The following is a 21,523-nucleotide window of genomic DNA, read 5'->3' as shown; positions in this document are numbered from 1 at the left end:
CGGTGCCGGTAACCAGTGTGCACCGCGCCCCCGACTGCGCTGCTCAGGGGGCGTCCGAGTGCTGCGCCGCGGTACGACGTGCAATCGACGCGCCGATGGACGAGAATTCGAAGTTGAGCGGAACAGACTCAAGGTTTCGTACGTTGAGGAGGACGACAGACCGGTCGAGACCCCTCGCACCGGCACAATGATCTTGTTCGTTCGTCGCAAGGAAGGTGACCAGTGGACTCGTTCTCTCCTACCACCAAGACCCAGGCCGCACTGACGGCTGCGCTGCAGTCGGCGTCGGCGGCGGGTAACCCCGACATCCGTCCTGCCCACCTGCTGGTCGCCCTGCTGGACCAGACCGACGGCATCGCCGCGCCGCTGCTCAAGGCGGTCGGGGTCGATCCCACGGTGGTGCGGCGCGAGGCGCAGGACATCGTCGACCGGCTGCCGCGCGCCACCGGAGCCACCACGCAGCCGCAGCTCGGCCGGGAGGCGCTCGCCGCGATCACCGCCGCCCAGCGTCTGGCCACCGAACTCGACGACGAGTACGTCTCCACCGAGCACGTGGTCGTGGGCCTCGCGTCGGAGGACTCCGACGTCGCCAAGCTGCTCGTCGGGCACGGTGCCACCCCCGAGGCGCTGCGGGACGCGTTCACCGCCGTCCGCGGCAGCGCCCGCGTCACCAGCCCGGACCCGGAGGGCACGTACCAGGCGCTCGAGAAGTACTCGACCGACCTCACCGCCCGCGCCCGCGAGGGCAAGCTGGACCCGGTGATCGGCCGCGACACCGAGATCCGGCGCGTGGTGCAGGTACTGAGCCGGCGCACCAAGAACAACCCGGTGCTCATCGGTGAGCCCGGCGTCGGCAAGACCGCGATCGTCGAGGGGCTCGCGCAGCGCATCGTCGCCGGCGACGTCCCGGAGTCGTTGCGCGGCAAGACCGTCATCGCCCTCGACCTCGGTTCCATGGTGGCCGGCGCGAAGTACCGCGGCGAGTTCGAGGAGCGGCTCAAGGCGGTGCTCGACGACATCAAGAACTCGGCCGGGCAGGTCATCACGTTCATCGACGAGCTGCACACCATCGTCGGTGCCGGCGCGACCGGCGAGTCGGCGATGGACGCGGGCAACATGATCAAGCCGATGCTCGCGCGCGGTGAGCTGCGGCTGGTGGGCGCGACCACGCTCGACGAGTACCGCAAGTACATCGAGAAGGACGCGGCGCTCGAACGGCGCTTCCAGCAGGTGCTCGTCGGCGAGCCGTCGGTCGAGGACACCGTCGGCATCCTGCGCGGGCTCAAGGAGCGTTACGAGGTGCACCACGGTGTGCGCATCACCGACTCCGCGTTGGTGGCCGCCGCGACGCTGTCGGACCGCTACATCACCTCCCGCTTCCTGCCCGACAAGGCGATCGACCTCGTCGACGAGGCCGCGTCCCGGCTGCGCATGGAGATCGACTCGCGACCGGTCGAGATCGACGAGGTCGAACGTACCGTCCGCCGGCTCGAGATCGAGGAGATGGCGCTCACCAAGGAGACGGACGCCGCGTCGAAGGAGCGGCTCGAGAAGCTGCGCGAGGAGCTCGCCGACGACCGCGAGAAGTTGCGGCAGCTCACCGCCCGGTGGCAGAACGAGAAGAGCGCCATCGATTCGGTGCGCGAGGTCAAGGAGCAGCTCGAGGCGCTGCGCGGCGAGGAGGAGCGCGCCGAACGCGACGGTGACCTGGGCAAGGTCGCCGAGCTGCGCTACGGCCGGATCCCTCAGCTGGAGAAGCAGCTCGAGGCCGCGTCCGCCGCGTCGGAAGGCGCCTCGGACGGGTCCGTCATGCTCAAGGAGGAGGTCGGTCCCGACGACGTCGCGGACGTCGTCTCCGCGTGGACCGGCATCCCGGCCGGTCGCATGATGGAGGGCGAGACCGCCAAGCTGCTGCGGATGGAGACCGAACTCGGCAAGCGCGTGGTCGGGCAGGCGGAGGCCGTGCAGGCGGTCTCGGACGCGGTGCGCCGCGCCCGGGCCGGCGTCGCCGACCCCAACCGGCCCACCGGCTCGTTCCTGTTCCTCGGCCCCACCGGTGTCGGCAAGACCGAGCTCGCGAAGGCGTTGGCGGACTTCCTGTTCGACGACGAGCGGGCGATGGTCCGGATCGACATGTCGGAGTACAGCGAGAAGCACTCGGTGGCGCGCCTCGTCGGTGCCCCTCCCGGCTACGTCGGCTACGAGTCGGGCGGACAGCTCACCGAGGCGGTGCGACGCCGGCCGTACACCGTGGTGCTGTTCGACGAGGTCGAGAAGGCGCACCCGGACGTGTTCGACATCCTGCTGCAGGTGCTCGACGACGGCCGTCTCACCGACGGCCAGGGTCGCACGGTCGACTTCCGCAACACCATCCTGATCCTCACCTCCAACCTCGGTGCGGGTGGCGATCGGGAGCACGTGATGGCGGCGGTGCGGTCGGCGTTCAAGCCGGAGTTCGTCAACCGGCTCGACGACGTCGTCATCTTCGACCCGCTGTCGGAGGAGCAGCTGCAGTCGATCGTCGACATCCAGCTCGACCAGCTGGCGACGCGGCTGGCGGCCCGTCGGCTCACGCTGGAGGTGTCGGACTCGGCGCGGTTCTGGCTCGCGGTCCGCGGCTACGACCCGCAGTACGGCGCCCGGCCGCTGCGTCGCCTCATCCAGCAGGCGATCGGCGACCAGCTGGCCAAGCTGCTGCTCGCGGGCACCGTCCGCGACGGCGACACGGTGCCGGTGACCGTCTCCGAGGACGGCGACCGGCTGGTGCTGGGCTAGTTTCCGCTGCGCGCCCGTGCGCCTGTGCGGTAGTACCCGCTACCGAACAGGCGCACGGACCGCAGGTGGCCTCAGCCGGTGAACGGGGGCACGAAGAAGCACGGGACCGGCCGCGGATGCGCGGGGTCGAGCGCGTTGAGCACATACGTGGCGGCGATGGGGTCGGCGGCGATGCCCGCGTGCTCCGCGTAGTCCAGCGAACAGCCGTCCTGCACCACGATGTTGGTGGCGTTCGGTGCCTCCACGAACCCCGACGTGTACGGCACGACCGCCTCGTCGTAGCGGGTCATGATGTTCGTGTACGTCACCTGCGGGACGTACGGCCCGCCCTCGTTCATGGCGTGCATGAAGTCGCTGCCGGCGATCATCTGGAAGCACGACCCGCACACCTGCGCCGCCGTCCGTGCCTGCGCCTGGTCCAGTCCGGCCTGCCGGGCGAGCTGCTGCAGCCCCGCGGCGCCGAGGGTGTCGATGCCCTTCCACAGCGGCGCCAACGACACGTACTTGTCGACCTTGTCGGCGCCGCCCAGGAACTTGACGTAGTAGCTCGGCATCAGCGTGCCCTGCGAATGCCCGACGACGTTCACCTTCGACGCGCCCGTCGCCGCGAGCACGCGGTCGACGAAGTCACCGAACTGTCGTGCACTCTGCTCGATGGGCAGCACCCCGCCGATCGCGCTCACGGGCCACGGCGCCCCGGGAACACCGCCGTACGTCAGCGCGAACACGCAGTACCCCTCGTTCGCGAGCAGCGGTGCGTACTTGCCCCAATTGGTCTGCTGCCCACCGGCGGTGCCGTGTACCAGGATCACCGGTTCGGGATGCTCGGCCGTCGGCCGGCACCCGAAGTCGTTGGAGCCCGGCAGCGATCCGGCCGGATTCGTCAATTCCGGTGCGATGCCGGAGAAGAACCCGTCCGGTACCGGCAGCGGCGGCGTGGGAGCGGCCGCGGCGGTGGCGCCGGCCCCGAGCGTGGCAGCCGCCGCCAATGCGAGTCCCGCGAGCAACTTTCGCACGTGTGTACCCCCTGATGTGCGGTGTCGAACGTGCGGGGAACGTAGCACGGTCGGCACCGGCTCCCGCGCGGAATCGACGTTGAAACATTCGGGTCCGGGGAACCGACACAACGGGTGCACACGACCACGGCGGAGGGTGGAGCGATGGGTTCGGCCACAGATCTGATGTCCTGGCTCGCGGAGGGGTACCTCGCGGGCGATCCGATTCGCTACCCGCTCTACGTGGGTTCGATGTTCCTCACGATGCCGCTGCAGCTGATCGGCGTCATCCTGGGACATCCCTTCTGACGCAGTACGGTTGGCGCGTTCGTGGTGCGCTCGTCGACCCGGTCACCGATACTCGGGTGCGACGGGGTGTTTCCGGCGAGCGGGAGAAGGGCGATCGACGTCATGGCGAACGACAAAGCGGGCGGTGACGGCGGGCTCGCGCCGTCCGCCCTGATCGACCGGCGCATCGACGAGCTGGGCGACTGGCGCGGTGAGAAGCTGGCCCGGATCCGGGAGCTGGTCAAGCGGGCCGACCCGGACATCGTCGAGGAATGGAAGTGGCGCGGGGTCCCCACGTGGACGCACGCCGGAATGGTCTGCACGGGAGAGACGTACAAGCAGATCGTGAAGGTGACGTTCGCCAGGGGTGCGTCGCTGGACGACCCGTCGGGGTTGTTCAACTCGAGTCTCGAGGGGAACACGCGGCGCGCCATCGACTTCCACGAGAACGACCCCGTCGACGACGCCGCGTTCACGGACCTCGTTCGCGCGGCGGTGGAACTCAATCTCGCCCAGTGACGCGGACGGCCGCGGCCCGGCACCCCCGTAGGGTGCCCGGCCACGGCCGTCGACGCTCTCACCCCTCGATGATCGCGAACCCCTTGTAACCGGATTCGGCCACCTCGGTGATGATCTCGCGGTAGGCGGAGAAGCCGCCGAGGAACGGCATGAACACGCGGGGCCGACCCGGGATGTTGGCGCCGAGGTACCACGAGTTCGCGGTGTTCAGCAGCGACGCCTCCGCGCGGGTGCGGCATTCCTCCACCCAGTCCGCGACGGCCTCGGGCGTGCCCTCGATGCCGGCGGCGCCGCGGGCGTCGACGTACGCGATGGCGTCGGCGACCCAGTCGACGTGAAGTTCGGAGTGCAGCACCATGTTCGCCAGCACGGACGGGCTGCCCGGGCCGGTGAGGTTGAAGAAGTTGGGGAACCCGTCGATGCCGAGACCGAGGTAGGTCTCCGGCCCGGCCGCCCACTTGTCCTTCAGGGTGCGGCCGCCGCGTCCGACGATCTCGAGCTTCTCGAGCGAGCCGGTCATGGCGTCGAAGCCGGTGGCGAGGACGATCGCGTCCAGGTCGTAGTGCGCGGCGGTGGTGTTGATGCCGGTGGCGTCCATGCCGACGATCGGGGCGGCCTTGAGGTCGACGAGTTCGACGTTGTCGCGGTTGTAGGTCTGGTAGTAGCCGCTGTCGGTGACGATGCGCTTGGCGCCGATTGCGTGATCCTTCGGGATCAGCAGCTCGGCGACCGCCGGGTCGTCGATGACCGCCCGGACCTTCTCCTCCCAGAAGCGGCGGGCGGTGTCGTTCGCCGCCGGGTCGCTCAGCTGGTCGGGGAACGCCTTGGAGTAGAGGACGCCGCCGAGCTTCCACCGCTCCTCGTAGACGGCGCGCCGCTCCTCCTCGGACACCTCGAGCGCCGACTTGGGGTGCGCGCGGTGCGGGGAACCGCCGCCCGACTCCCACGACAACCGGCGCCGCTCGGCGTAGTCGGCCTTCTGCGCGGCACGGGCGGCGTCGTCGAGCGGGGTGTTGCCGGCCGGCACGCTGTAGTTGGCGGAGCGCTGGAACACGTACAGCTTCTCGGCCTGCTCGGCGATGATCGGAATGGACTGGATGCCCGACGAGCCGGTGCCGATGACGCCGACCCGCTTGCCGGTGAAGTCGACGCCCTCGTGCGGCCAACGGGCGGTGTGGAAGACATCGCCGGCGAAGCTGTCGAGGCCGTCGAAATCGGGGGTGTTGGCGTTCGACAGCGGCCCGGCGGCCACGACGACGAAGCGGGCCGAGACGACGTCGCCGCGGTCGGTGCGCACCGTCCAGCGCAGCGTGTCCTCGTCGAGGGTCGCAGAGGTCACGCGGGTGTCGAACTGGATGTCGCGGCGCAGATCGAACCGGTCGGTGACGTGGTTGATGTAGGCGAGGATCTCGGGCTGGGTGGCGTACTTCTCGCTCCAGTTCCACTCCTGCTCGAGTTCGGGGGAGAACGAGTACGAGTAGTCGACGGACTCCACGTCGCAGCGGGCGCCGGGGTAACGGTTCCAGTACCAGACTCCACCCACCCCGGACGCGGCCTCGAAGGCGCGCACCGTCAGGCCCTGCCGGCGGAACCGGTGCACCGCGTACACGCCGGCGATGCCCGCGCCCACCACCACGACGTCGTACGCGGCGGTGTTGTCGGGGGCCGAATCCTGTCCGTTCACGAGAAGTTCCTTCCACGAGCGTGAGTCGACCGAGTCCCGAAGCGGATCCGGACCTCACGGTTCCTGCGATGAATTCACGCTATGGCGGGCCGAACCACCGGGGCAGCGGACCATCCCGCCCAGCGGGTCGTTTCCGCGGAACAGGGACCTTCGGCGGGCCCGGAAACCACCGTCTTGCAGGGGAGACGCTCCCGGCGACCGCGCCGACGGGGCTCCCACCACGAGGGACGAATCGGGGGTGCCGACGGCTGGGTACCCTGGCGGGCGTGACCACCTCGACCGCAGCGAGCGTTCGCGTCGACAGCTGGATGTGGGCGGTGCGCCTGTTCAAGACCCGCTCGCAGTCCGCCGCCGCGTGCCGGTCCGGGCACGTGCGGGTCAACGGCGCCCCCGCGAAGGCGTCGGTACAGGTCGGTCCCGGCGACGAGGTGCGGGTGCGCGTCGCCGGTCACGACCGGATCGTCGTGGTGGTGCGTCCCATCGCCAAACGCGTCGGCGCCCCGGTGGCGGCCCAGTGCCTGGTGGACAACAGCCCGCCGCCGCCGTCGCCGGAACTGGTCGCGTCGATCCCGCGGCGCGATCGCGGTGCCGGCCGCCCCACCAAGCGCGAACGGCGCGAGATGGAGAAGTTCCGCGGCGTGTAGAGGCGGCGGCGCGAGGTTCAGACGGATCTCAGAGTTGCGCTCTACGCTGTGGTGTCGGCTGGTAGCAGCCGCAGCGATCCCGGCGACATCGTCCGACGAAATGGGAGCAGGCCCGCCATGACGAACCCCGACGACCCGCGCACCCCGCAGGAGCGCGCGTACGACCCTGCCGAGCAGCAGCCGTCGGACGAGACCGTCCAGTGGGCCCGCCCGTCGGACGGCCCCACCCAGCAGTTGGGCCCGGTGGGGACCCCGCCCCCGGACCAGCCGACCGAGCAGTACTACACCGCCGACCCGTACCAGGCGTACGGCGGGCAGACCCCCGCGCCCACGCAGGCGTACCCGACGTACGACCCGCGCTTCGATCCGCAGGCGACCCCACCGAACCCGACGCAGGCGTACCCGACGTACGCCGGTGGCTATCCGCCGCCCGGACAGCCGCCGACCGGGCAGGACCCCGCCTTCGGTGCCGCCCCGGGGCCGGGGCCGGGCCGCAAGGTCGGTCTGTGGGTGGCCGTCGGCGCCGGTGTCGTGCTGCTGGCGCTGGGTCTGATCGTCGGGCTCGCGCTCAACGGGAACGATTCGGACACCCCGACCGCGTCCGCGCCGACCCCGAGCCGGCTGGCCCCGTTGCCGCCGACGAACTCGCCGGCACCGGGTCGCACGGCTCCGGACACGACGTCGCCGCTGGACAACGCGCCGGGGGGCGTGGGCGACCTGATCGGCAAGGCCGGAACCGCAATGGGCACCATCACGGCCAACGACGGCGGCACGCTGACCCTCGACGGCCTCGGCGGCTCGCCGATCACCGTGCGCACCACGCCCGACACCTCGCTGATCTCGCTCACCGCACGCACCATCGCCGACCTGAAGCCGGGCGAGTCCGTGCTGGTGCAGGGCGACAAGGTGGAGAACGGGACGGTCACCGCAAAGCTGATCATCGGGACGACGCTTCCCGATTTCGGTAACTGACTCGCGGCACCGGATGCCCGGATCGGGCCCGGGAGTGGCTAGGCTGAGCCCCGATGACGGCTATGTGGTTCGGATTGGCAGTGATAGCGCTCGCGGGTGCTGTCGCGCTGCTCTATGTCGATCGCACGCGACGCGACCAGACGGGACGCGTCCGGCAGATCTGGGCGAAGGCGCAGGGGTACACGTACAACAGCTCCGACGAGCATCTGCCGTCGCTGTGGCATCGTGCCGCCCTGTCCAAGCAGGAGTACCTCGGCGCGATCGACGTCGTGCGCGGGGTGCGGCGCGGTGACGAGTTCGTGCTCTTCGACCTCGAGGACACCGCGACGATCGTCGCGGTGCACCGGGGTGTGGGCTCGGACGTCGACATCGACCTGCGTCTGAAGTCGACGCCGCCGCCGCGCGACACCGACCTCAACCTGCTGGGTGCGATCGGTCCCCGCGTCGTGTTCGCGACCGATCTCGAGATCGCCCGCCGCGTGTGCGACCAGCGCATGGTGACCTTCACCGAGTCGGTCCCGCCGCAGCTGCAGATGTTGTGGAGCGAGGGGGAGTGGACCCTCGGTTCGCTGCCCATCGGCAGCTCCGGGCGCGACTGGGACGCCGCCATCGAGACGGTCGCCCGGCTGTCGGGCATGCTGCGCGTGCTGCCCCCGGCCACCGCGCCGCGGGCCATGGAACCGGGCGCGCACGATCCGGGCCGCCCGGTCGCCCCGGAACCCCACGACGAATTCCACGAGGCCGGCTCCGCGCAGTAGGCCCTCGCAGCCCCCCACCGTGGTCCTCGGCGCGCGACGCCGATCGCGGCTGGGTACATTCCGCAGCTGTGGTTGTTGTGTCGGGAGTTGTTGTTGTTCTTGTTGTGACTGGTGTGGTCTGGTTGGCGGTATGTCACCGCAGACTGCACCAGCAGGTGTCGAGTCTCGCGACCGCGCTGCGGCTCGTGCACGCGGAGCTCGATCGCCGTTACCAGTACGTGCCGGCGCTGGTGCTCGCCGCCGCCGAGACCGTCGGCAGCGACCTGGTCGCGCCGGTGACCGGTGCGCGGACGCTCGCCATGCGGATCCGCGAGGAGGAGCTCGACCTGCGGCGTCAGGCCGGCGCCGAGAAGGCACTGTCCGCCGCGCTGCAGGCGGTGCTGCAGTCCGGCCGCCGCTATCCGCAGCTCGCGCACGACTGGGCGTTCGTCCGGCCGGCCCACGAACTCGAGCACATCGAGACGCGGCTCGCGGGCGCCGTCCGCGTCTACAACGACCAGGCCCGGCGTCTCAATAGCGCGCTGACCGCGTTCCCCACTCGCGTCCTGGCCGCCCGCGCCGGGATCGCGGAGGCGCAGGCGTTCGAGGCGACGATCCTCGAGGTGCACACGTCCGAGCCGGGCGACGGCGTGGTGGCCGCGGCGGCGTGAGGGTCGCGGACGCTGTGAGCAGGCCAGCTCGCTAGGCTCGTCGGGACGGATAGTTGTCTGACTGGGTGATGGGAGAGCGGCCGATGACGGATCGCGACGAGCTCGCGGCGCTGGTGCGCGAGCTGGCGGTGGTGCACGGAAAGGTGACCTTGTCCTCGGGCAAGGAAGCCGACTACTACGTGGACCTGCGCCGCGCGACGCTGCACCATCGGGCCGGACCGCTGATCGGCAAGCTGCTGCGCGAGAAGGTCGCCGACTGGGACTTCGACGCCGTCGGCGGTCTCACGATGGGCGCCGACCCGGTGGCCATGGCCGTGATGCACGCCGAGGGGCGCCCCATCGACGCGTTCGTCGTCCGCAAGGCCGCCAAGGCGCACGGCATGCAGCGCCAGATCGAGGGCCCCGACGTGGTCGGCAAGCGTGTGCTGGTCGTCGAGGACACCACCACCACCGGCAACTCGCCGCTCACCGCCGTCAAGGCGCTGCGGGACGCCGGAGCCGTCGTCGTCGGTGTCGCCACCGTCGTCGACCGCGCCACCGGTGCCGACGCCGTCATCGCCGCCGAGGGGCTCGAGTACCGCTCGCTCCTGGGGCTCGAGGACCTCGGCCTGAGCTGAGCGGGGTTCTACCCGGCTTTCAGCTGAAGGGACCGTTCATGCGCTGCGAGCGTATGAACGGTCCCTTCAGCTGTTGTGGTGTCCGGTCAGGGGACGAGGAAGTAGGTCTGCACGGGCCACGAGATCTGCGGGCGCAGCTCGTTGAACCACGGGCTGAACCACGTCGCCCCGATGGTGGCGGCGGCCGGTCCGGAGCCGGTGTGGATGTCGGTGCGGACGGTCTGGCCGGGCGCCTCGCCGGCCAGGAGGTCGATCTCCTTGACCTGACCGGTCGGCAGGCCGAACGCGTCGAGGTTCCACCGGAGAGTGACCTTCACCCTGCACGTCGGGTTCGCCGCCCAACCGGGTCCGATGCCGTGCATGCCGCGCGGCGTCAGCGCGACGGTCGCCACGCCCGGTCGCGCCGGGTCGGTTTCGACCGCGGTGTCGATGATCCCGTTGCAGAAGTCGTTCTGCCCGAGCGTCGGCATGATCGGGCCGAACGGGGAAGTGGTGATCCCGGGTGCGGGCGCGGCGCTCGCGGTGGTGGCAAACCCCGTGACGGCAGCGGTCGCGACGGCCGCGGCACCGAACGCGCGCACGGCAAAGCTACGAAGCTTCATGTGAATCCCCCGTTGTTCGTATGTGTTTCGTTCCCCCGGCCGTCCGTGACTCCCCGTCACGGCGAAACGGCCGCCAGCATGTTCACACAGAACACGCATCCACGCCAAACCGGACGGGCGGCGGTGGACCGTCCGAGTCGCCTATCGTGGTCCGATGCCGATCCGGAAGACACGGGCACGCCTGTCCGATGGGCGCGAGCTGATCTACTTCGACGACACCGAACCGTTCGTGAGCGGGAGAGCGACCCGCGAGCTGCACGACGGCCGGGGCCTCGTGCCGGTCCGGGCCGCGTCGACCATGCGTTACGACGTCCTGACGGGGGAGTGGGTGACGCTCGCCGCGCACCGGATGAACCGCACCTTCCTGCCCTCGACCGACGAGTGCCCGCTGTGCCCCACGCGGCCGGGGCGCCCCGCGACCGAGATCCCGGCCGACGACTACGACGTCGCCGTGTTCGAGAACCGCTTCCCGTCCCTGGGATCGGTCCCGGCGGACGTTCCGGGAATCGTTGACGGCGAAGAACTCCGGCCGCAGCGGTCCGCCGACGGCCGCTGCGAGGTGGTGTGCTTCACCAGCGATCACGACCGCGGTTTCGCGCAGCTGCCCGTCTCCCGGGTGCGGACCGTGCTCGAGGCGTTCCGGGATCGTACGCAGGAGTTGTCGGCGTTGCCGTCGGTTGTGCAGGTGTACTGCTTCGAGAACCGCGGCGAGGAGATCGGGGTGACGTTGTCGCACCCGCACGGCCAGATCTACGCCTACCCGACGCTCCCGCCGCGCACCGCCGCGCTGTTGCGGCAGGCGGATCGGCACCGAAAGCGCACGGGCCGTTCGCTTCTGCGCGACGTCCTGGGCGCCGAACGCCGGGCCGGCACCCGCGTCGTCGTCGCGGGCGAGCACTGGACCGCGTACGTGCCCGCGGCGGCGCGGTGGCCCGTCGAGCTGCACGTGGCCCCGCACCGCGACCTCGCCGACCTCACCGAACTCGACGCCGCCGAACTGGACGAACTGTCGCACCTGTACCTGGACGTGCTCGGACGGTTGGATCGCTTCTTCGACGGCGTCGCGAAGCTGCCGTACGTCGCGGGCTGGCACCAGGCGCCGGTCGGGGCCGGCCGCGAGCTGGGACGGTTGTATCTGGAGGTGTTCTCGCTGATGCGCGCGCCGCACCGGATGAAGTACCTCGCGGGCTCCGAGTCCGGGATGGGCGCGTGGATCAGCGACACGACACCCGAGACGATCGCCGCCCGGTTCCGGGAGGTCGCGCCGTGACCGTCCGCCGGTTCGAAGCCTGCTCCGACGCCGAGCTCGCTGCCGTGGCAGCCGATTCGTTCCGCCGCGAGTTCGGTGACGAGCCCGACGGCGTGTGGGCGGCACCGGGCCGGGTCAACCTGATCGGTGAGCACGTCGATTACGCGGGCGGGCTGTGCCTGCCGATCGCGTTGCCGCACAGCACCGCGGTCGCTGTGGCGCGCCGCACGGACGGGCTCATCCGCGTGCGGTCCGCCGCGGGGCCGCCGTGGGACGGCCGACTCGACGACGTCGGACCGGGACGTCCGGACGGCTGGGCGTCGTACCCGGCCGGCGTGGTGTGGGCGTTGCACGAGAGCGGCCTGCTCGCAGCCGATTTCGGAGGCGTGGACGCCGCGTTCGTGTCGACGGTCCCGATCGGGGCAGGGTTGTCGAGTTCGGCGGCACTCGAGTGCTCGCTCGCGCTCGCACTGGCTCCCGACGCCGACCGGGCGGCGATCGCGACGGCCTGCGTGCGGGCCGAGAACGAGGTGGCGGGTGCCCCCACCGGCGGCATGGACCAGGCGGCAGCGCTGCAGTCGTCGGAAGGGTCCGCGCTGCTGCTCGATTCGGCGTCGGGCGCGGTCTCGCACGTGCCCTTCGACCCGCGTGCGCACGGCCTGGAATTGCTGGTCATCGACACCCGCACTCCACACCGACTGGTCGACGGGTGGTACGCGCAGCGCCGGGCCGCGGTGGCGGCGGCGGCGCGACGGCTCGGGGTCGCCTCGCTGCGCGTCCCGGCCGACCGCGGCCGGGACGGCACGGGCGCGGTGCGGTCTCTCGGGGACGACGTCCTGCGTCGCCGCGCTTCGCATGTGATCAGCGAGATCGCCCGGGTCCGGCTCGCGGTGACGGCGCTGGAGTCCGCCGACTTCGCCGAGTTCGGGCGGCTGCTGTCGGCGTCGCACCGCTCGCTCGCGCGCGACTTCGAGGTGTCCTGCCCCGAACTGGACAGCGCCGTCGAATCCGCGCTCATCGCGGGCGCGCTGGGGGCACGCATGACCGGCGGCGGATTCGGCGGCTCGGCCATCGCGCTGCTCCCGACCGACAAGGTCGACGACGCGATCGCCACGGCCCGCCGCCGGGCCGCGCAGCGCCGGCTGCCCGACCCGGCCTTCGCCGTCGTCGCCGCGTCGGCCCCCGCCCGCCGCCTCCTCTGACCGACCGGCCCCCGCGGGGAGAGTTCCCACGAATCGGGAAATACGGGTCCCTTCCGGCCGGCGCTGCGCCATCCTCGCTGAGAGACCCTCGCAGGGAGACGACGAACGGAGCCACGGTGAACCAGGAACGTGTGCGGATGTCGGAGCTGGGGTCCGACTCGGTGTCCGTGCTGCGGATCATCGCCTGTTTCGACGAGCTCGGGGAGTCGGCAGCCAACGCGGACACCGTGGTTCGGGCCGCGGCCCTGCTGGCGGAGTGCCCGGTCGGTGCCGCCTGGGCGTCCGGCACCGTGATCGGATACGACGCGCTCGGCGACCCGCACGGCGACCTGCACCCGGCGCAGCCGTCACCGCAGGACCCCACGGTGTGGTTGCAGCGCGACGGTGCCGAACGCCCACTCGACTCCGTGCTCCTGGACCGGCTGCGTCACACGCTGCGGGTCGCCGCCGCCAGGTCGGCGACGGCGGACGAGTTGCGGATGGGCGATCCCGGGCTGCTCGAGGTGGTGCTGTCGGACAAGGAGCGCCGCGAGGACCGGGTGCGGGCGGTGAGCCTGCTCGGGCTGGACCCGGCCCGCGAACTCCGGGTGCTGGCGGTGTCGTCGGGAGCGAGTGCGGCTACGGTGGAGGTGATCTCGCAGACGTGTGCCGGACGGCTGGTCCGGTCGCTCGACGTCGGGCAGTTGACCGCGATACTGCTGCAGGACAACGCGGACAGTCGCGGCCTCGCCGACGATCTGCACGCCGCGATCGTGGGCGCGTACCCCACGCCCGCGCCCGACCGGGGTCCCTGGGTGGGAATCGGTGAGCGGATGAGCGTGTACGCGGCGCCCACGTCGTGGAAGCAGGCACGCCGGGCGCTGCGGTTCGCGTCGTCCACGGGTTACGGGCGGCGCGCGGTCGCGTACGGACGGCTCGGCTCGCTCGACCTGCTCGCCGAGTTGCCCCTCGAACGTCTGCTCAACGACCGGGACGTCGCGCGGATCAACGCGATCGCGGCGTCCGCGGGCGGTGCGCAGGAGGTGGCGACGCTCGAGGCGTTCTGCGTGTTCGGGTCGCTGCGCCGGACGGCCGCCGAACTGCACGTGCACCACAGCACGGTCGCGGCCCGCCTGGCGCACCTCGGAGCGGAGATGGGCTGGGACCTCGAGGACTCGATGGATCGATTCATGGCGACGCTGGTGCTGATGATCCGCCGGATGGCGTTGTCGTCGACGGAGCTGGCCGCGTCGGAGGTGTTCGGGCCGGGCTTCTGAGCCGATCCGACGCCCGTCGGGCGCAGCGCTCCGATCGGCCGACGCCCGTCGGGTGACCGGTCGACGTGTCGTGGGTCACGATCGGTGCCAACTTCGTTTCATCGGAAAGGAATTCGCAAATGGCCGTCGATCCGAACCGGACCTGGGAGCTGCTCGAACAGCGCCTCGCCACCACCACCGACGCCCGGCACCGTGTGGTGCTGGGCGCCGTCATCGAGCACATGAAGGCCGAGTCCGTCCCCGACCTGGACGGCCTCATGGCCACGCTCGGCCCCACGCCGGACTACCACTTCTGGAACAGCGGCCAGGACGTCGGACCCAAGGGCACCGACGGCGTGCGGGCCTACTACACGGCGTTCGTCGAGTCGAAGTCGAACATCCTCGAATACGAGCTCGACCGCCTCGTCGTCGACGACCACTGCCTGGTCACCGAGGGGTTCCTCAAGCAGATCTACCCGGGCGCGTACGCCGCGCAGATCGGCATCCCGGTCGACGACGAGTCGGCCGACTACCTCATCGTGTTCCGGCAGCTCATCCTCTGGCCGGTCGACGAGAACGGGAAGATCGAGGGCGAGGACTCGTACCACTCCGGGCCGTCGAGCATCACCAAGCTGTCGTTCGACGAGCTGCCGCAGGCGTACATCGACCTGGTCCACACTCCGGCCGCCACCTGACCCCGACACGCGTTGTGCGCACTTGTCGCGCCCGGGAGACCGGGATTCCCGCGACAAGTGCGCACAACGCGAAGGGGGAGAGGGGAGTGGAGGCAGGGGCTCAGTCCGCGTCGCCGACGGTGACGGCGGTGGCCTCGTCGACGCTGTGCGGCTCCGGGTCGTGGTCGTCGACGTGGGCCAGCACCTTGCGTCCGCTGGCGAGCACCAGGATGCCGAGGACGGTGAGCGCGGCGCCCAGCCAGAACGGGGCGTGCATGTTGTGCTCACCCAGCTTGCCGGCGACGTACGGGGCCGCGGCACCGCCGACGAAGCGCACGAAGCTGTAGGCCGCGGACGCCGTCGAGCGCTCGACCGGCGCCGAGATCATGACGGTCTCGGTGATCAGCGTGTTGTTGACGCCCAGGAACAGCCCGGCCAGGACGACGCACACCACCAGCACCGGCTTGGTGTCGGTGAACAGGGCCATCGCCCCGAGGTCGAGCGCGAACAACGCGAGCGACGCCATCATCATCGGCAGGGTGCCGAAGCGGCGCTGCAGCCGCGGCGCCAGGAACACCGACGCGATCGCCAGCATGACGCCCCAGCCGAAGAAGATGAACCCGATCGAGTACGTGCCCATGTCGAGCGGGAACGGGGTGTACGCGAGCAGCGTGAAGAAACCGTAGTTGTAGAGCAGCGCGGTGATCGCGACGGTCAGCAGTCCGCGGTGGCGCAGCGCCAGGAACGGTGCCGCCAACGACGTGCGGTGCTGCGGCTTGGGCGCCTTGGGCAGCATCACCATGATGAAGATGAACGCGATCGCCATGAGGGTCGCGACCCCGAAGAACGGGGCTCGCCAGCTGATGTTGCCGAGCACGCCGCCGACCAGCGGGCCGACCGCGATGCCGATGCCCAGCGCCGCCTCGTAGAGGATGATCGCCTGCGCGACACCGCCGCTCGCGGCGCCGACGATGGCGGCCAGCGCGGTCGCGATGAAGAGCGCGTTGCCCAGGCCCCAGCCGGCGCGGAAGCCGACGATCTGATCGATGGTGCTCGACGTGCCTGCCGCGGCGGCGAACACCACGATGATCGCCAGACCCCACAGCAGCGTCTTCTTGGCGCCGATCCGGCTCGAGATCATGCCGGTGAACAGCATCGCGACGCCCGTGACCAGCATGTAGCTGGTGAACAGCAGCGACACCTGCGACGGTGTCGCGTCGAGCTGCTCGGCGATCGGCTTGAGGATGGGGTCCACGAGGCCGATGCCCATGAACGCGATGACGCTGGCGAAGGCGACGGCCCACACCGCTTTCGGTTGCTGCAGGATGCCGGGCTTGGTGCTCGCGGCGGGGGCGGTCGTGGTGCTCACGTATCCCTCCCTGGAGGTGTCGTGGTGGTCAGTTGTCGGTGGCGGCGGTGCGGATGATCGCCCGGAGTTCGCCGAGCCCCTCCGCCAGCCGCGCCAGCTGTTCCGGCGCCAGGTGGGCGAAGTGCGGCGTCAACACGTCGGCGAGGCTCCGCCGGCTCTCGGCGAGCCACTCGCGGCCCGCGTCGGTGATGGCGACGAGGACGGCGCGCGAGTCGTCGGGGTCCGGTTGCCGCTGGACGAAGCCTTCCTGTCCCAGCTTCTGGAGCAGGGCCGTCGCCGACGGCTGCGACGAGCTGTCGAGCCGGGCGAACGTGCTCACCCGGAGGGCTCCCTGCTCCTCGAGCAGCGACAGCGCCCGCATCCACGATCGGGGTCGGTCGTCGGTGGCGAGCGTCGACGCCAGTCGAGTGAAGCGGTGGGCGTTGCTCACCAGGTCGACGAGAAGGTCGCGGAACTCGGGGTCGGTCGAACTCATACTCAATAATTACATAAGCTAACTATGTATGTAAACCCCCGCGTGAGGCGCGCTTTTCGTGACCGGGCGGTCCGTCCGGGCGCGCCGAGTGCGCAAAACGCGGGAGCGCGGGGACGGCGACGGTACCGTCGTGCCGAAATCGGACACGAGGAGCAGTCATGGCGTTCGCGAGCAACAAGAAGTGGGGACTCGAGCACGCGGTGTTCGCGGGCGCGACCGCGGCCACGGTCTACGGCGCGGTCACCGGCCGCGAGCGCGTGCAGCAGATCGCCAAGCCGGTCATCGCGCCCGCGCTCGCCGCCCGGGTGCTCCGGCGCCGCGACGACCTCGACACCGCCGACACCGCGCTACTGGTCGCGGGGCTGGCGGCCGCCACGGTCGGGGACGTGTTCATGATCGATCCCGACGTCGACTCCCGCCTGCGCCGCGGCGCCACGTCGTTCGGGGTGATGCAGACCGCCTACGCGTCCGTACTGCTGCGACGCGGCGCGCGCCCCGGACTCGCCGCCGCGCTGCCGCGGCTGGGCGCGTGGCTGGGGGCGTCCGGACTGCTGCGCGGGCAGGCCCCGACGGTCGCGAGAACCCTCACCGGCTACGGCGCGCTGCTCGGCACCACCGCCACGCTCGCGGCCGACCCGGCGCTCGCACCCGGCGCCGCGGACGTCGCCGGCCTGCCCGTCCCCAATTGCCGCGACCGCCGCAGCTGGCTCGGACTCGGGGGCCTTCTCTTCACCGGATCCGACGGGTTGATCGTCGTGCGCAAGCTGTTCCTGCGCGGGACGAAGTCACGCGCCGCCGCGGAGGGCGCCGTACTCGCGTCCTACGCCGCGGCGCAGCTGCTGCTGGTGGAGGGGATGCTCGCTGCCGCCCGCAGGCGCTGACCGACCGAATGTGCTAGGTGCAGATCAGGATTCGGTCGCGTTTGCGGGGGTCGACGCGGATGGAGATGGTCTCGCCGACGGCGAATCGCGAACGGTTCTCGGGCAGCACCTCGTAGAGCACCCGGCCCGTGTACGACTGCGAACCCGGGACGGTCAGGTCGAGATCGAGTTCGGTGAGTTCGCCGTTGTCGACCGTGCGCCGGATCCGCTGCGCGTGCCGGATCCGGGCCCAGCCCTCGATGCCGTGCTTCGCGAGTCGGCGTTCGGCGCGGGTGGGCCGGTCCGCCCACATCATGCCGAGCCCGAGCGCGGATCCGTACGCCGCCAACAGGCCGCCGATCTGATAGGGGATCGTGTTCTCGGGCGTGCGTTCGATCAATCGGCCCAGCCAGATCGCGAGCACGATCAGATAGCCGACGGTGACGAAACAGACGGTGCGGACGATGCGTGGGTGATTCATGGCTTTCTTCCCGGGACGCCCCCAGCCTAGTCGCCGAGCACCTAGCCTGACGGCATGCCTTCTGCCTCCTCTCGACCGACCGTGTTCATCAGTGGTGCGGCCGCCGGAATCGGCCGCGCGACCGCGTCGACGTTCGCCCGCCACGGCTACTACGTGGGCGCCTACGACATCGAGGAGTCCGGATTGGAGTCGCTGCGGGAGGAGGTCCTCGCGCAGGGCGGAAGGATCCGCACCGGCACCCTCGACGTCACCGATCTCGGTGAGTGGCGGACCCGGCTGGCGGAGTTCACTGCCAGCGCCGCCCGGCTCGACGTCCTGGTCAACAACGCCGGCGTGCTCTCGGCCGGGCCCTTCGAGGACATTGCGCCCGAGGCGCACCGCCGCATGCTCGACGTCAACGTGGGCGGCACGATCAACGGTCTGCTCGCCGCCTTCCCGTACCTGAAGGAGACGGCGGGCGCCCAGGTGGTGAACCTGGCGTCGGCGTCCGCGATCTACGGTCAGCCCGAACTCGCGACGTACGGGGCCACCAAGTTCGCGGTCCGCGGCCTCACGGAGGCACTCGAACTCGAGTGGCGCGCCCACGACATCCGCGTCGTCGACATCTGGCCGCTGTTCGTGCGCACCGGGATGATCCGGGGCATGGCCACCGGCAGCACCCGCTCGCTGGGAGTCCGTCTCTCGACCCAGCAGGTCGCGGACGCCATCCTGGCCGCCACCGCCGACCGCGGCCGCAGGCTGCCCAAGGTGCACTACCCGGTGGGACTGCAGGCGCGGGTACTGACCGCGGCGTCGCAGATCACCCCGGCGGTGCTCTCCCGGCAGCTGAACAAGCTGCTCAGCCGCATCTGACCGGCCGACGGGGGCGGCTAGAGTTCGTGGTTGGCCCACCCCCCCGATCCGAACGAGACGTTTTGAGCACCCGAGACCCCGAGATGCACACTGCCGCCGTCGACGACACCGACGCGCCCGGACCGACCGAGTGGGGGGAGCACCCGTACGGCGTCGGGCCGTGGGCCGCGGAGCACGGGCTGCCGCTGCCCGACGACCCGCGGTACGACCGGCAGCTGTTGGCCGAGGGCGATCGCCGCAACGTCGTCGACGCCTACCGGTACTGGACCCGGGAGGCGATCGTCGCCGACATCGACCGCCGCCGGCACCCGCTGCACGTGGCGATCGAGAACTTCGCCCACGACTCCAACATCGGCACCGTCGTGCGCACCGCGAACGCGTTCGCGGCGGCCGCGGTGCACATCGTCGGCCGGCGACGGTGGAATCGGCGCGGTGCCATGGTCACCGACCGGTACCAGCATCTGATCCACCACGCCGACCTCGACGAGCTGGCGGCGTTCGCGCGCGAGCGCGGGCTCACCGTCGTCGCGGTCGACAACACGCCCGGCTCGGTGCCGCTCGAGACCGTCGAGCTGCCGCGGGACTGCCTGCTGCTGTTCGGTCAGGAGGGACCCGGCGTCACCGAGCAGGGGCACGCCGTCGCGTCGATGACGGTGTCGATCGCGCAGTTCGGCTCCACCCGCAGCATCAATGCCGGGGTCGCCGCGGGCATCGCGATGCATGCCTGGGTCCGGCAACACGCGGATCTCGGTCGCGCCTGGTAGCGCAGCGGCTCGCGCGTCCGCGCGTCCGGTAGCCAAAAGCGCCGATGCTTAGGCAAGATCGGTAACCATGCAGCGCGAATGGTCTGCCCGGGCAGATGCCGCCGAGGAAGCGGTGCTCGCTCGGCACATTCGTCGTGTGTGGGGGATGCCGGGGACCGCGCTCGCCGTGGTCGCGTGGCCGGCGGTGCGGCGGGAACGCGTGTTCGTGAACTGGCACTACTGGTGGCAGGCGAACCTCATCAACTGCACCGTCGACGCGGCCGAACGCAATCCCACCGCACGTCGGCGCCGTCGTCTCGCGAGACTCGTTCGTGGGCATCGCTTTCGGAACCTGTCCGGGTGGACCAACAGCTACTACGACGACATGGCGTGGCTCGGGCTCGCGCTCGAGCGGGCCCAGCGCATGCAGCTCATCGACAACCGCAAGGCGCTGTCGGTGCTCGAACGGCAACTGTTCGAGGCGTGGTCCCCGGAGGCGGGCGGTGGCATCCCGTGGCGCAAGCACTCCGACTTCTTCAACGCGCCCGCGAACGGGCCCGCCGGACTCGTCCTCGCCCGCGCCGGCCGCCTGTGGCGCGCGCAGGCGATGGCGGACTGGATCGACGACACGCTGCGGGATCCCGAGACCGGGCTGATCTTCGACGGCATCCGCAGCGACGGCACCCTCGAACGGAACATCTACTCGTACTGCCAGGGCACGGTGCTGAGCCTCGAGACCGAACTGGCCGTGCGCATGGGCGCGCCGCGACACCGGCTGCGGGTGCATCGACTCGTCGGCGCCGTCGAGGAGCGGCTCGCCAAGGGCGGCGTCATCCGCGGCGGTGGAGGCGGGGACGGCGGCCTCTTCAACGGGCTGCTGGCCCGCTACCTGGCGCTGGTGGCGCTGATGCTGCCCGGGAACGCACCCGACGACGTCCGCGCGCGGCGGCTCGCCGCGCAGATGGTGCTGGCGTCCGCGGAGGCGGCGTGGGAGAACCGGCTGCAGGTCGAGGAGCTGCCGCTGTTCGGCAAGGACTGGAGCCTGCCCGCCCAGCTGCCCGGACTCGGCTCGGGGATCGCGACGTACTCGGGCGGCTCGGTGCACCCGTCGGAGATCGCCGAGCGCGACCTGTCCGTGCAGCTGAGCGGATGGCTGCTGATGGAGTCGGCGTACCTGGTGTCGGCCGCGGGGTACCCGAAACGGCGGTGAGCGCCGTCAGTCGTGGACCTCGTCGACGACGACGTCCTCCGCCGGCCTGGCCATCTCCCGGCGGTAACCCCACACGCCGGCCGCGGTCCCGACCGCCAGCAGCGTGACCAGCACACCGAGCACCACCGGCATCAACCACGGCACGCGTTCGAGCAGCGAACCACAGTAGAAGCCGACGAGCAGCAGCACGGGCGCCCAGACGACGGCACCGATGCTGCTCGCGATCGTGTACCGGCGCCGGTCCATGTTCGCGGCCCCGGCCACCATCGGGCACAGCGTCCGCACCCACGGGATCCACCGCGCGATCAGAACAGCCCAGAATCCGTGCCGATCGAGCAGCACGTTCACCTTGTGCAGGTTGGCCGCGTTGACGTACCGGCCGTTGCGACGGGCCACGAGGTGGTGTCCGCTGCGACGGCCGATCGCGTAACCCACCTGGTTCCCGGCGATCGCGGCGCTCATCGCCCCGGCCGACAACGCCCACGTGTGCTGCGCGCCGGCGTCGTGGGTCGCGAGCACGATGCCCGCGGTCACCAGCAGTGAGTCACCGGGCAGGAACAGTCCGACGATGAGCGCGCATTCGAGGAAGACGAACATGAGAACGATGATCCAGACCAGTACGGGACCGGCCGATTCGAGCGGACCGAAGGTGTCGGCCGCGACGGTCAC

23 protein-coding genes are annotated in these 21,523 nt (G+C 70.7%); 16 read left to right on the top strand and 7 right to left on the bottom strand.

Annotated elements, in window-relative coordinates; genetic code table 11:
* The first annotated feature begins 222 nt into the window (after positions 1-222).
* Positions 223-2,775, top strand: a complete 2,553-nt coding sequence (gene clpB / locus E7742_RS15635; protein ID WP_137799770.1) for an ATP-dependent chaperone ClpB — start codon at positions 223-225, stop codon at positions 2,773-2,775.
* Between the two features lie 71 nt (positions 2,776-2,846).
* Here clpB and E7742_RS15630 read toward each other — a convergent pair whose 3' ends face one another.
* Positions 2,847-3,791: an esterase/lipase family protein gene (locus E7742_RS15630; protein ID WP_137799769.1), complete on the bottom strand. Its 945-nt coding sequence runs from the start codon at positions 3,789-3,791 to the stop codon at positions 2,847-2,849.
* Between the two features lie 144 nt (positions 3,792-3,935).
* Here E7742_RS15630 and E7742_RS23255 point away from each other — a divergent pair, with 144 nt between their 5' ends.
* Both E7742_RS23255 and E7742_RS15625 read left to right on the top strand, forming a co-directional pair.
* Positions 3,936-4,079 carry a hypothetical protein gene (locus E7742_RS23255; RefSeq protein WP_175420504.1) on the top strand — a complete coding sequence of 48 codons (144 nt, stop codon included), beginning with the start codon at positions 3,936-3,938 and terminating at the stop codon, positions 4,077-4,079.
* Between the two features lie 102 nt (positions 4,080-4,181).
* The gene (locus tag E7742_RS15625; RefSeq protein ID WP_137799768.1) at positions 4,182-4,577 is read left to right on the top strand and encodes a DUF1801 domain-containing protein; all 396 of its coding nucleotides are present in this window, start codon (positions 4,182-4,184) and stop codon (positions 4,575-4,577) included.
* 58 nt (positions 4,578-4,635) lie between these two features.
* Here the strand turns inward: E7742_RS15625 and E7742_RS15620 are convergent, their stop codons facing one another.
* Entirely contained in the window at positions 4,636-6,261 is a 1,626-nt protein-coding gene (locus tag E7742_RS15620) for a flavin-containing monooxygenase (RefSeq protein WP_137799767.1), read from the bottom strand.
* Between the two features lie 266 nt (positions 6,262-6,527).
* On the opposite strand from E7742_RS15620, the gene E7742_RS15615 reads away from it, so the two are divergent.
* The 5 genes from E7742_RS15615 (at position 6,528) to pyrE (ending at position 9,902) form a co-directional block, all read left to right on the top strand.
* Positions 6,528-6,905, top strand: coding sequence for an RNA-binding S4 domain-containing protein (locus E7742_RS15615; RefSeq protein ID WP_302660010.1), 378 nt, complete (start codon positions 6,528-6,530; stop codon positions 6,903-6,905).
* A 117-nt stretch (positions 6,906-7,022) separates the two neighbouring features.
* A complete protein-coding gene (locus E7742_RS15610; RefSeq protein WP_137799766.1) occupies positions 7,023-7,877 on the top strand; it encodes a DUF5666 domain-containing protein in 855 nt (284 codons plus the stop codon).
* Positions 7,878-7,939: 62 nt separating this feature from the next.
* On the top strand, positions 7,940-8,635 hold the full coding sequence (locus E7742_RS15605; RefSeq protein ID WP_137801246.1) for a hypothetical protein: 696 nt from the start codon (positions 7,940-7,942) through the stop codon (positions 8,633-8,635).
* A gap of 155 nt (positions 8,636-8,790) precedes the next feature.
* Positions 8,791-9,285, top strand: coding sequence for a LemA family protein (locus E7742_RS15600; protein WP_254699027.1), 495 nt, complete (start codon positions 8,791-8,793; stop codon positions 9,283-9,285).
* An 83-nt stretch (positions 9,286-9,368) separates the two neighbouring features.
* On the top strand, positions 9,369-9,902 hold the full coding sequence (gene pyrE / locus E7742_RS15595; RefSeq protein WP_137799765.1) for an orotate phosphoribosyltransferase: 534 nt from the start codon (positions 9,369-9,371) through the stop codon (positions 9,900-9,902).
* 86 nt (positions 9,903-9,988) lie between these two features.
* Here pyrE and E7742_RS15590 read toward each other — a convergent pair whose 3' ends face one another.
* Positions 9,989-10,504: a hypothetical protein gene (locus E7742_RS15590; protein ID WP_137799764.1), complete on the bottom strand. Its 516-nt coding sequence runs from the start codon at positions 10,502-10,504 to the stop codon at positions 9,989-9,991.
* Positions 10,505-10,658: 154 nt separating this feature from the next.
* Between E7742_RS15590 and galT the strand changes: the two genes are divergently transcribed.
* The 4 genes from galT to E7742_RS15570 all read left to right on the top strand — a co-directional run bounded on the left by galT (position 10,659) and on the right by E7742_RS15570 (position 14,885).
* A complete protein-coding gene (gene galT / locus E7742_RS15585) occupies positions 10,659-11,774 on the top strand; it encodes a galactose-1-phosphate uridylyltransferase (protein ID WP_175420503.1) in 1,116 nt (371 codons plus the stop codon).
* Positions 11,771-12,955: a galactokinase gene (galK, locus tag E7742_RS15580; RefSeq protein WP_137799763.1), complete on the top strand. Its 1,185-nt coding sequence runs from the start codon at positions 11,771-11,773 to the stop codon at positions 12,953-12,955. The genes galT and galK overlap by 4 nt, the downstream gene beginning before the upstream one ends.
* Positions 12,956-13,092: 137 nt before the next feature.
* Complete coding sequence (locus E7742_RS15575) at positions 13,093-14,211, top strand: PucR family transcriptional regulator (protein ID WP_175420629.1); 1,119 nt, start codon at positions 13,093-13,095, stop codon at positions 14,209-14,211.
* Positions 14,212-14,330: 119 nt separating this feature from the next.
* On the top strand, positions 14,331-14,885 hold the full coding sequence (locus E7742_RS15570) for a nuclear transport factor 2 family protein (RefSeq protein ID WP_137799761.1): 555 nt from the start codon (positions 14,331-14,333) through the stop codon (positions 14,883-14,885).
* A 100-nt stretch (positions 14,886-14,985) separates the two neighbouring features.
* Here E7742_RS15570 and E7742_RS15565 read toward each other — a convergent pair whose 3' ends face one another.
* Positions 14,986-16,233 (bottom strand): MFS transporter, encoded by a 1,248-nt coding sequence (locus E7742_RS15565; RefSeq protein WP_137799760.1) that lies wholly within the window; start codon positions 16,231-16,233, stop codon positions 14,986-14,988.
* 28 nt (positions 16,234-16,261) lie between these two features.
* Entirely contained in the window at positions 16,262-16,708 is a 447-nt protein-coding gene (locus tag E7742_RS15560) for a MarR family winged helix-turn-helix transcriptional regulator (protein ID WP_137799759.1), read from the bottom strand.
* A 158-nt stretch (positions 16,709-16,866) separates the two neighbouring features.
* Between E7742_RS15560 and E7742_RS15555 the strand changes: the two genes are divergently transcribed.
* Positions 16,867-17,589, top strand: coding sequence for a lysoplasmalogenase family protein (locus E7742_RS15555; protein WP_137799758.1), 723 nt, complete (start codon positions 16,867-16,869; stop codon positions 17,587-17,589).
* Between the two features lie 13 nt (positions 17,590-17,602).
* Here E7742_RS15555 and E7742_RS15550 read toward each other — a convergent pair whose 3' ends face one another.
* Positions 17,603-18,049, bottom strand: a complete 447-nt coding sequence (locus E7742_RS15550) for a hypothetical protein (protein WP_137799757.1) — start codon at positions 18,047-18,049, stop codon at positions 17,603-17,605.
* Between the two features lie 54 nt (positions 18,050-18,103).
* Here E7742_RS15550 and E7742_RS15545 point away from each other — a divergent pair, with 54 nt between their 5' ends.
* The 3 genes from E7742_RS15545 to E7742_RS15535 all read left to right on the top strand — a co-directional run bounded on the left by E7742_RS15545 (position 18,104) and on the right by E7742_RS15535 (position 20,854).
* Positions 18,104-18,901, top strand: coding sequence for an SDR family oxidoreductase (locus tag E7742_RS15545; protein WP_137799756.1), 798 nt, complete (start codon positions 18,104-18,106; stop codon positions 18,899-18,901).
* Between the two features lie 83 nt (positions 18,902-18,984).
* Complete coding sequence (locus E7742_RS15540; protein ID WP_137801243.1) at positions 18,985-19,665, top strand: TrmH family RNA methyltransferase; 681 nt, start codon at positions 18,985-18,987, stop codon at positions 19,663-19,665.
* Between the two features lie 67 nt (positions 19,666-19,732).
* A complete protein-coding gene (locus E7742_RS15535) occupies positions 19,733-20,854 on the top strand; it encodes a glycoside hydrolase family 76 protein (RefSeq protein ID WP_137799755.1) in 1,122 nt (373 codons plus the stop codon).
* Positions 20,855-20,860: 6 nt separating this feature from the next.
* Here E7742_RS15535 and E7742_RS15530 read toward each other — a convergent pair whose 3' ends face one another.
* Positions 20,861-21,523 (bottom strand): DedA family protein, encoded by a 663-nt coding sequence (locus E7742_RS15530; RefSeq protein ID WP_137801242.1) that lies wholly within the window; start codon positions 21,521-21,523, stop codon positions 20,861-20,863.

The sequence above is a fragment of the Rhodococcus sp. SGAir0479 genome, from assembly GCF_005484805.1.
Classification (GTDB): Bacteria; Actinomycetota; Actinomycetes; order Mycobacteriales; family Mycobacteriaceae; genus Prescottella.
The sequence above is the reverse complement of the archived record's forward strand: the minus strand, read 5'-3'. Positions and strand labels throughout refer to the sequence as shown.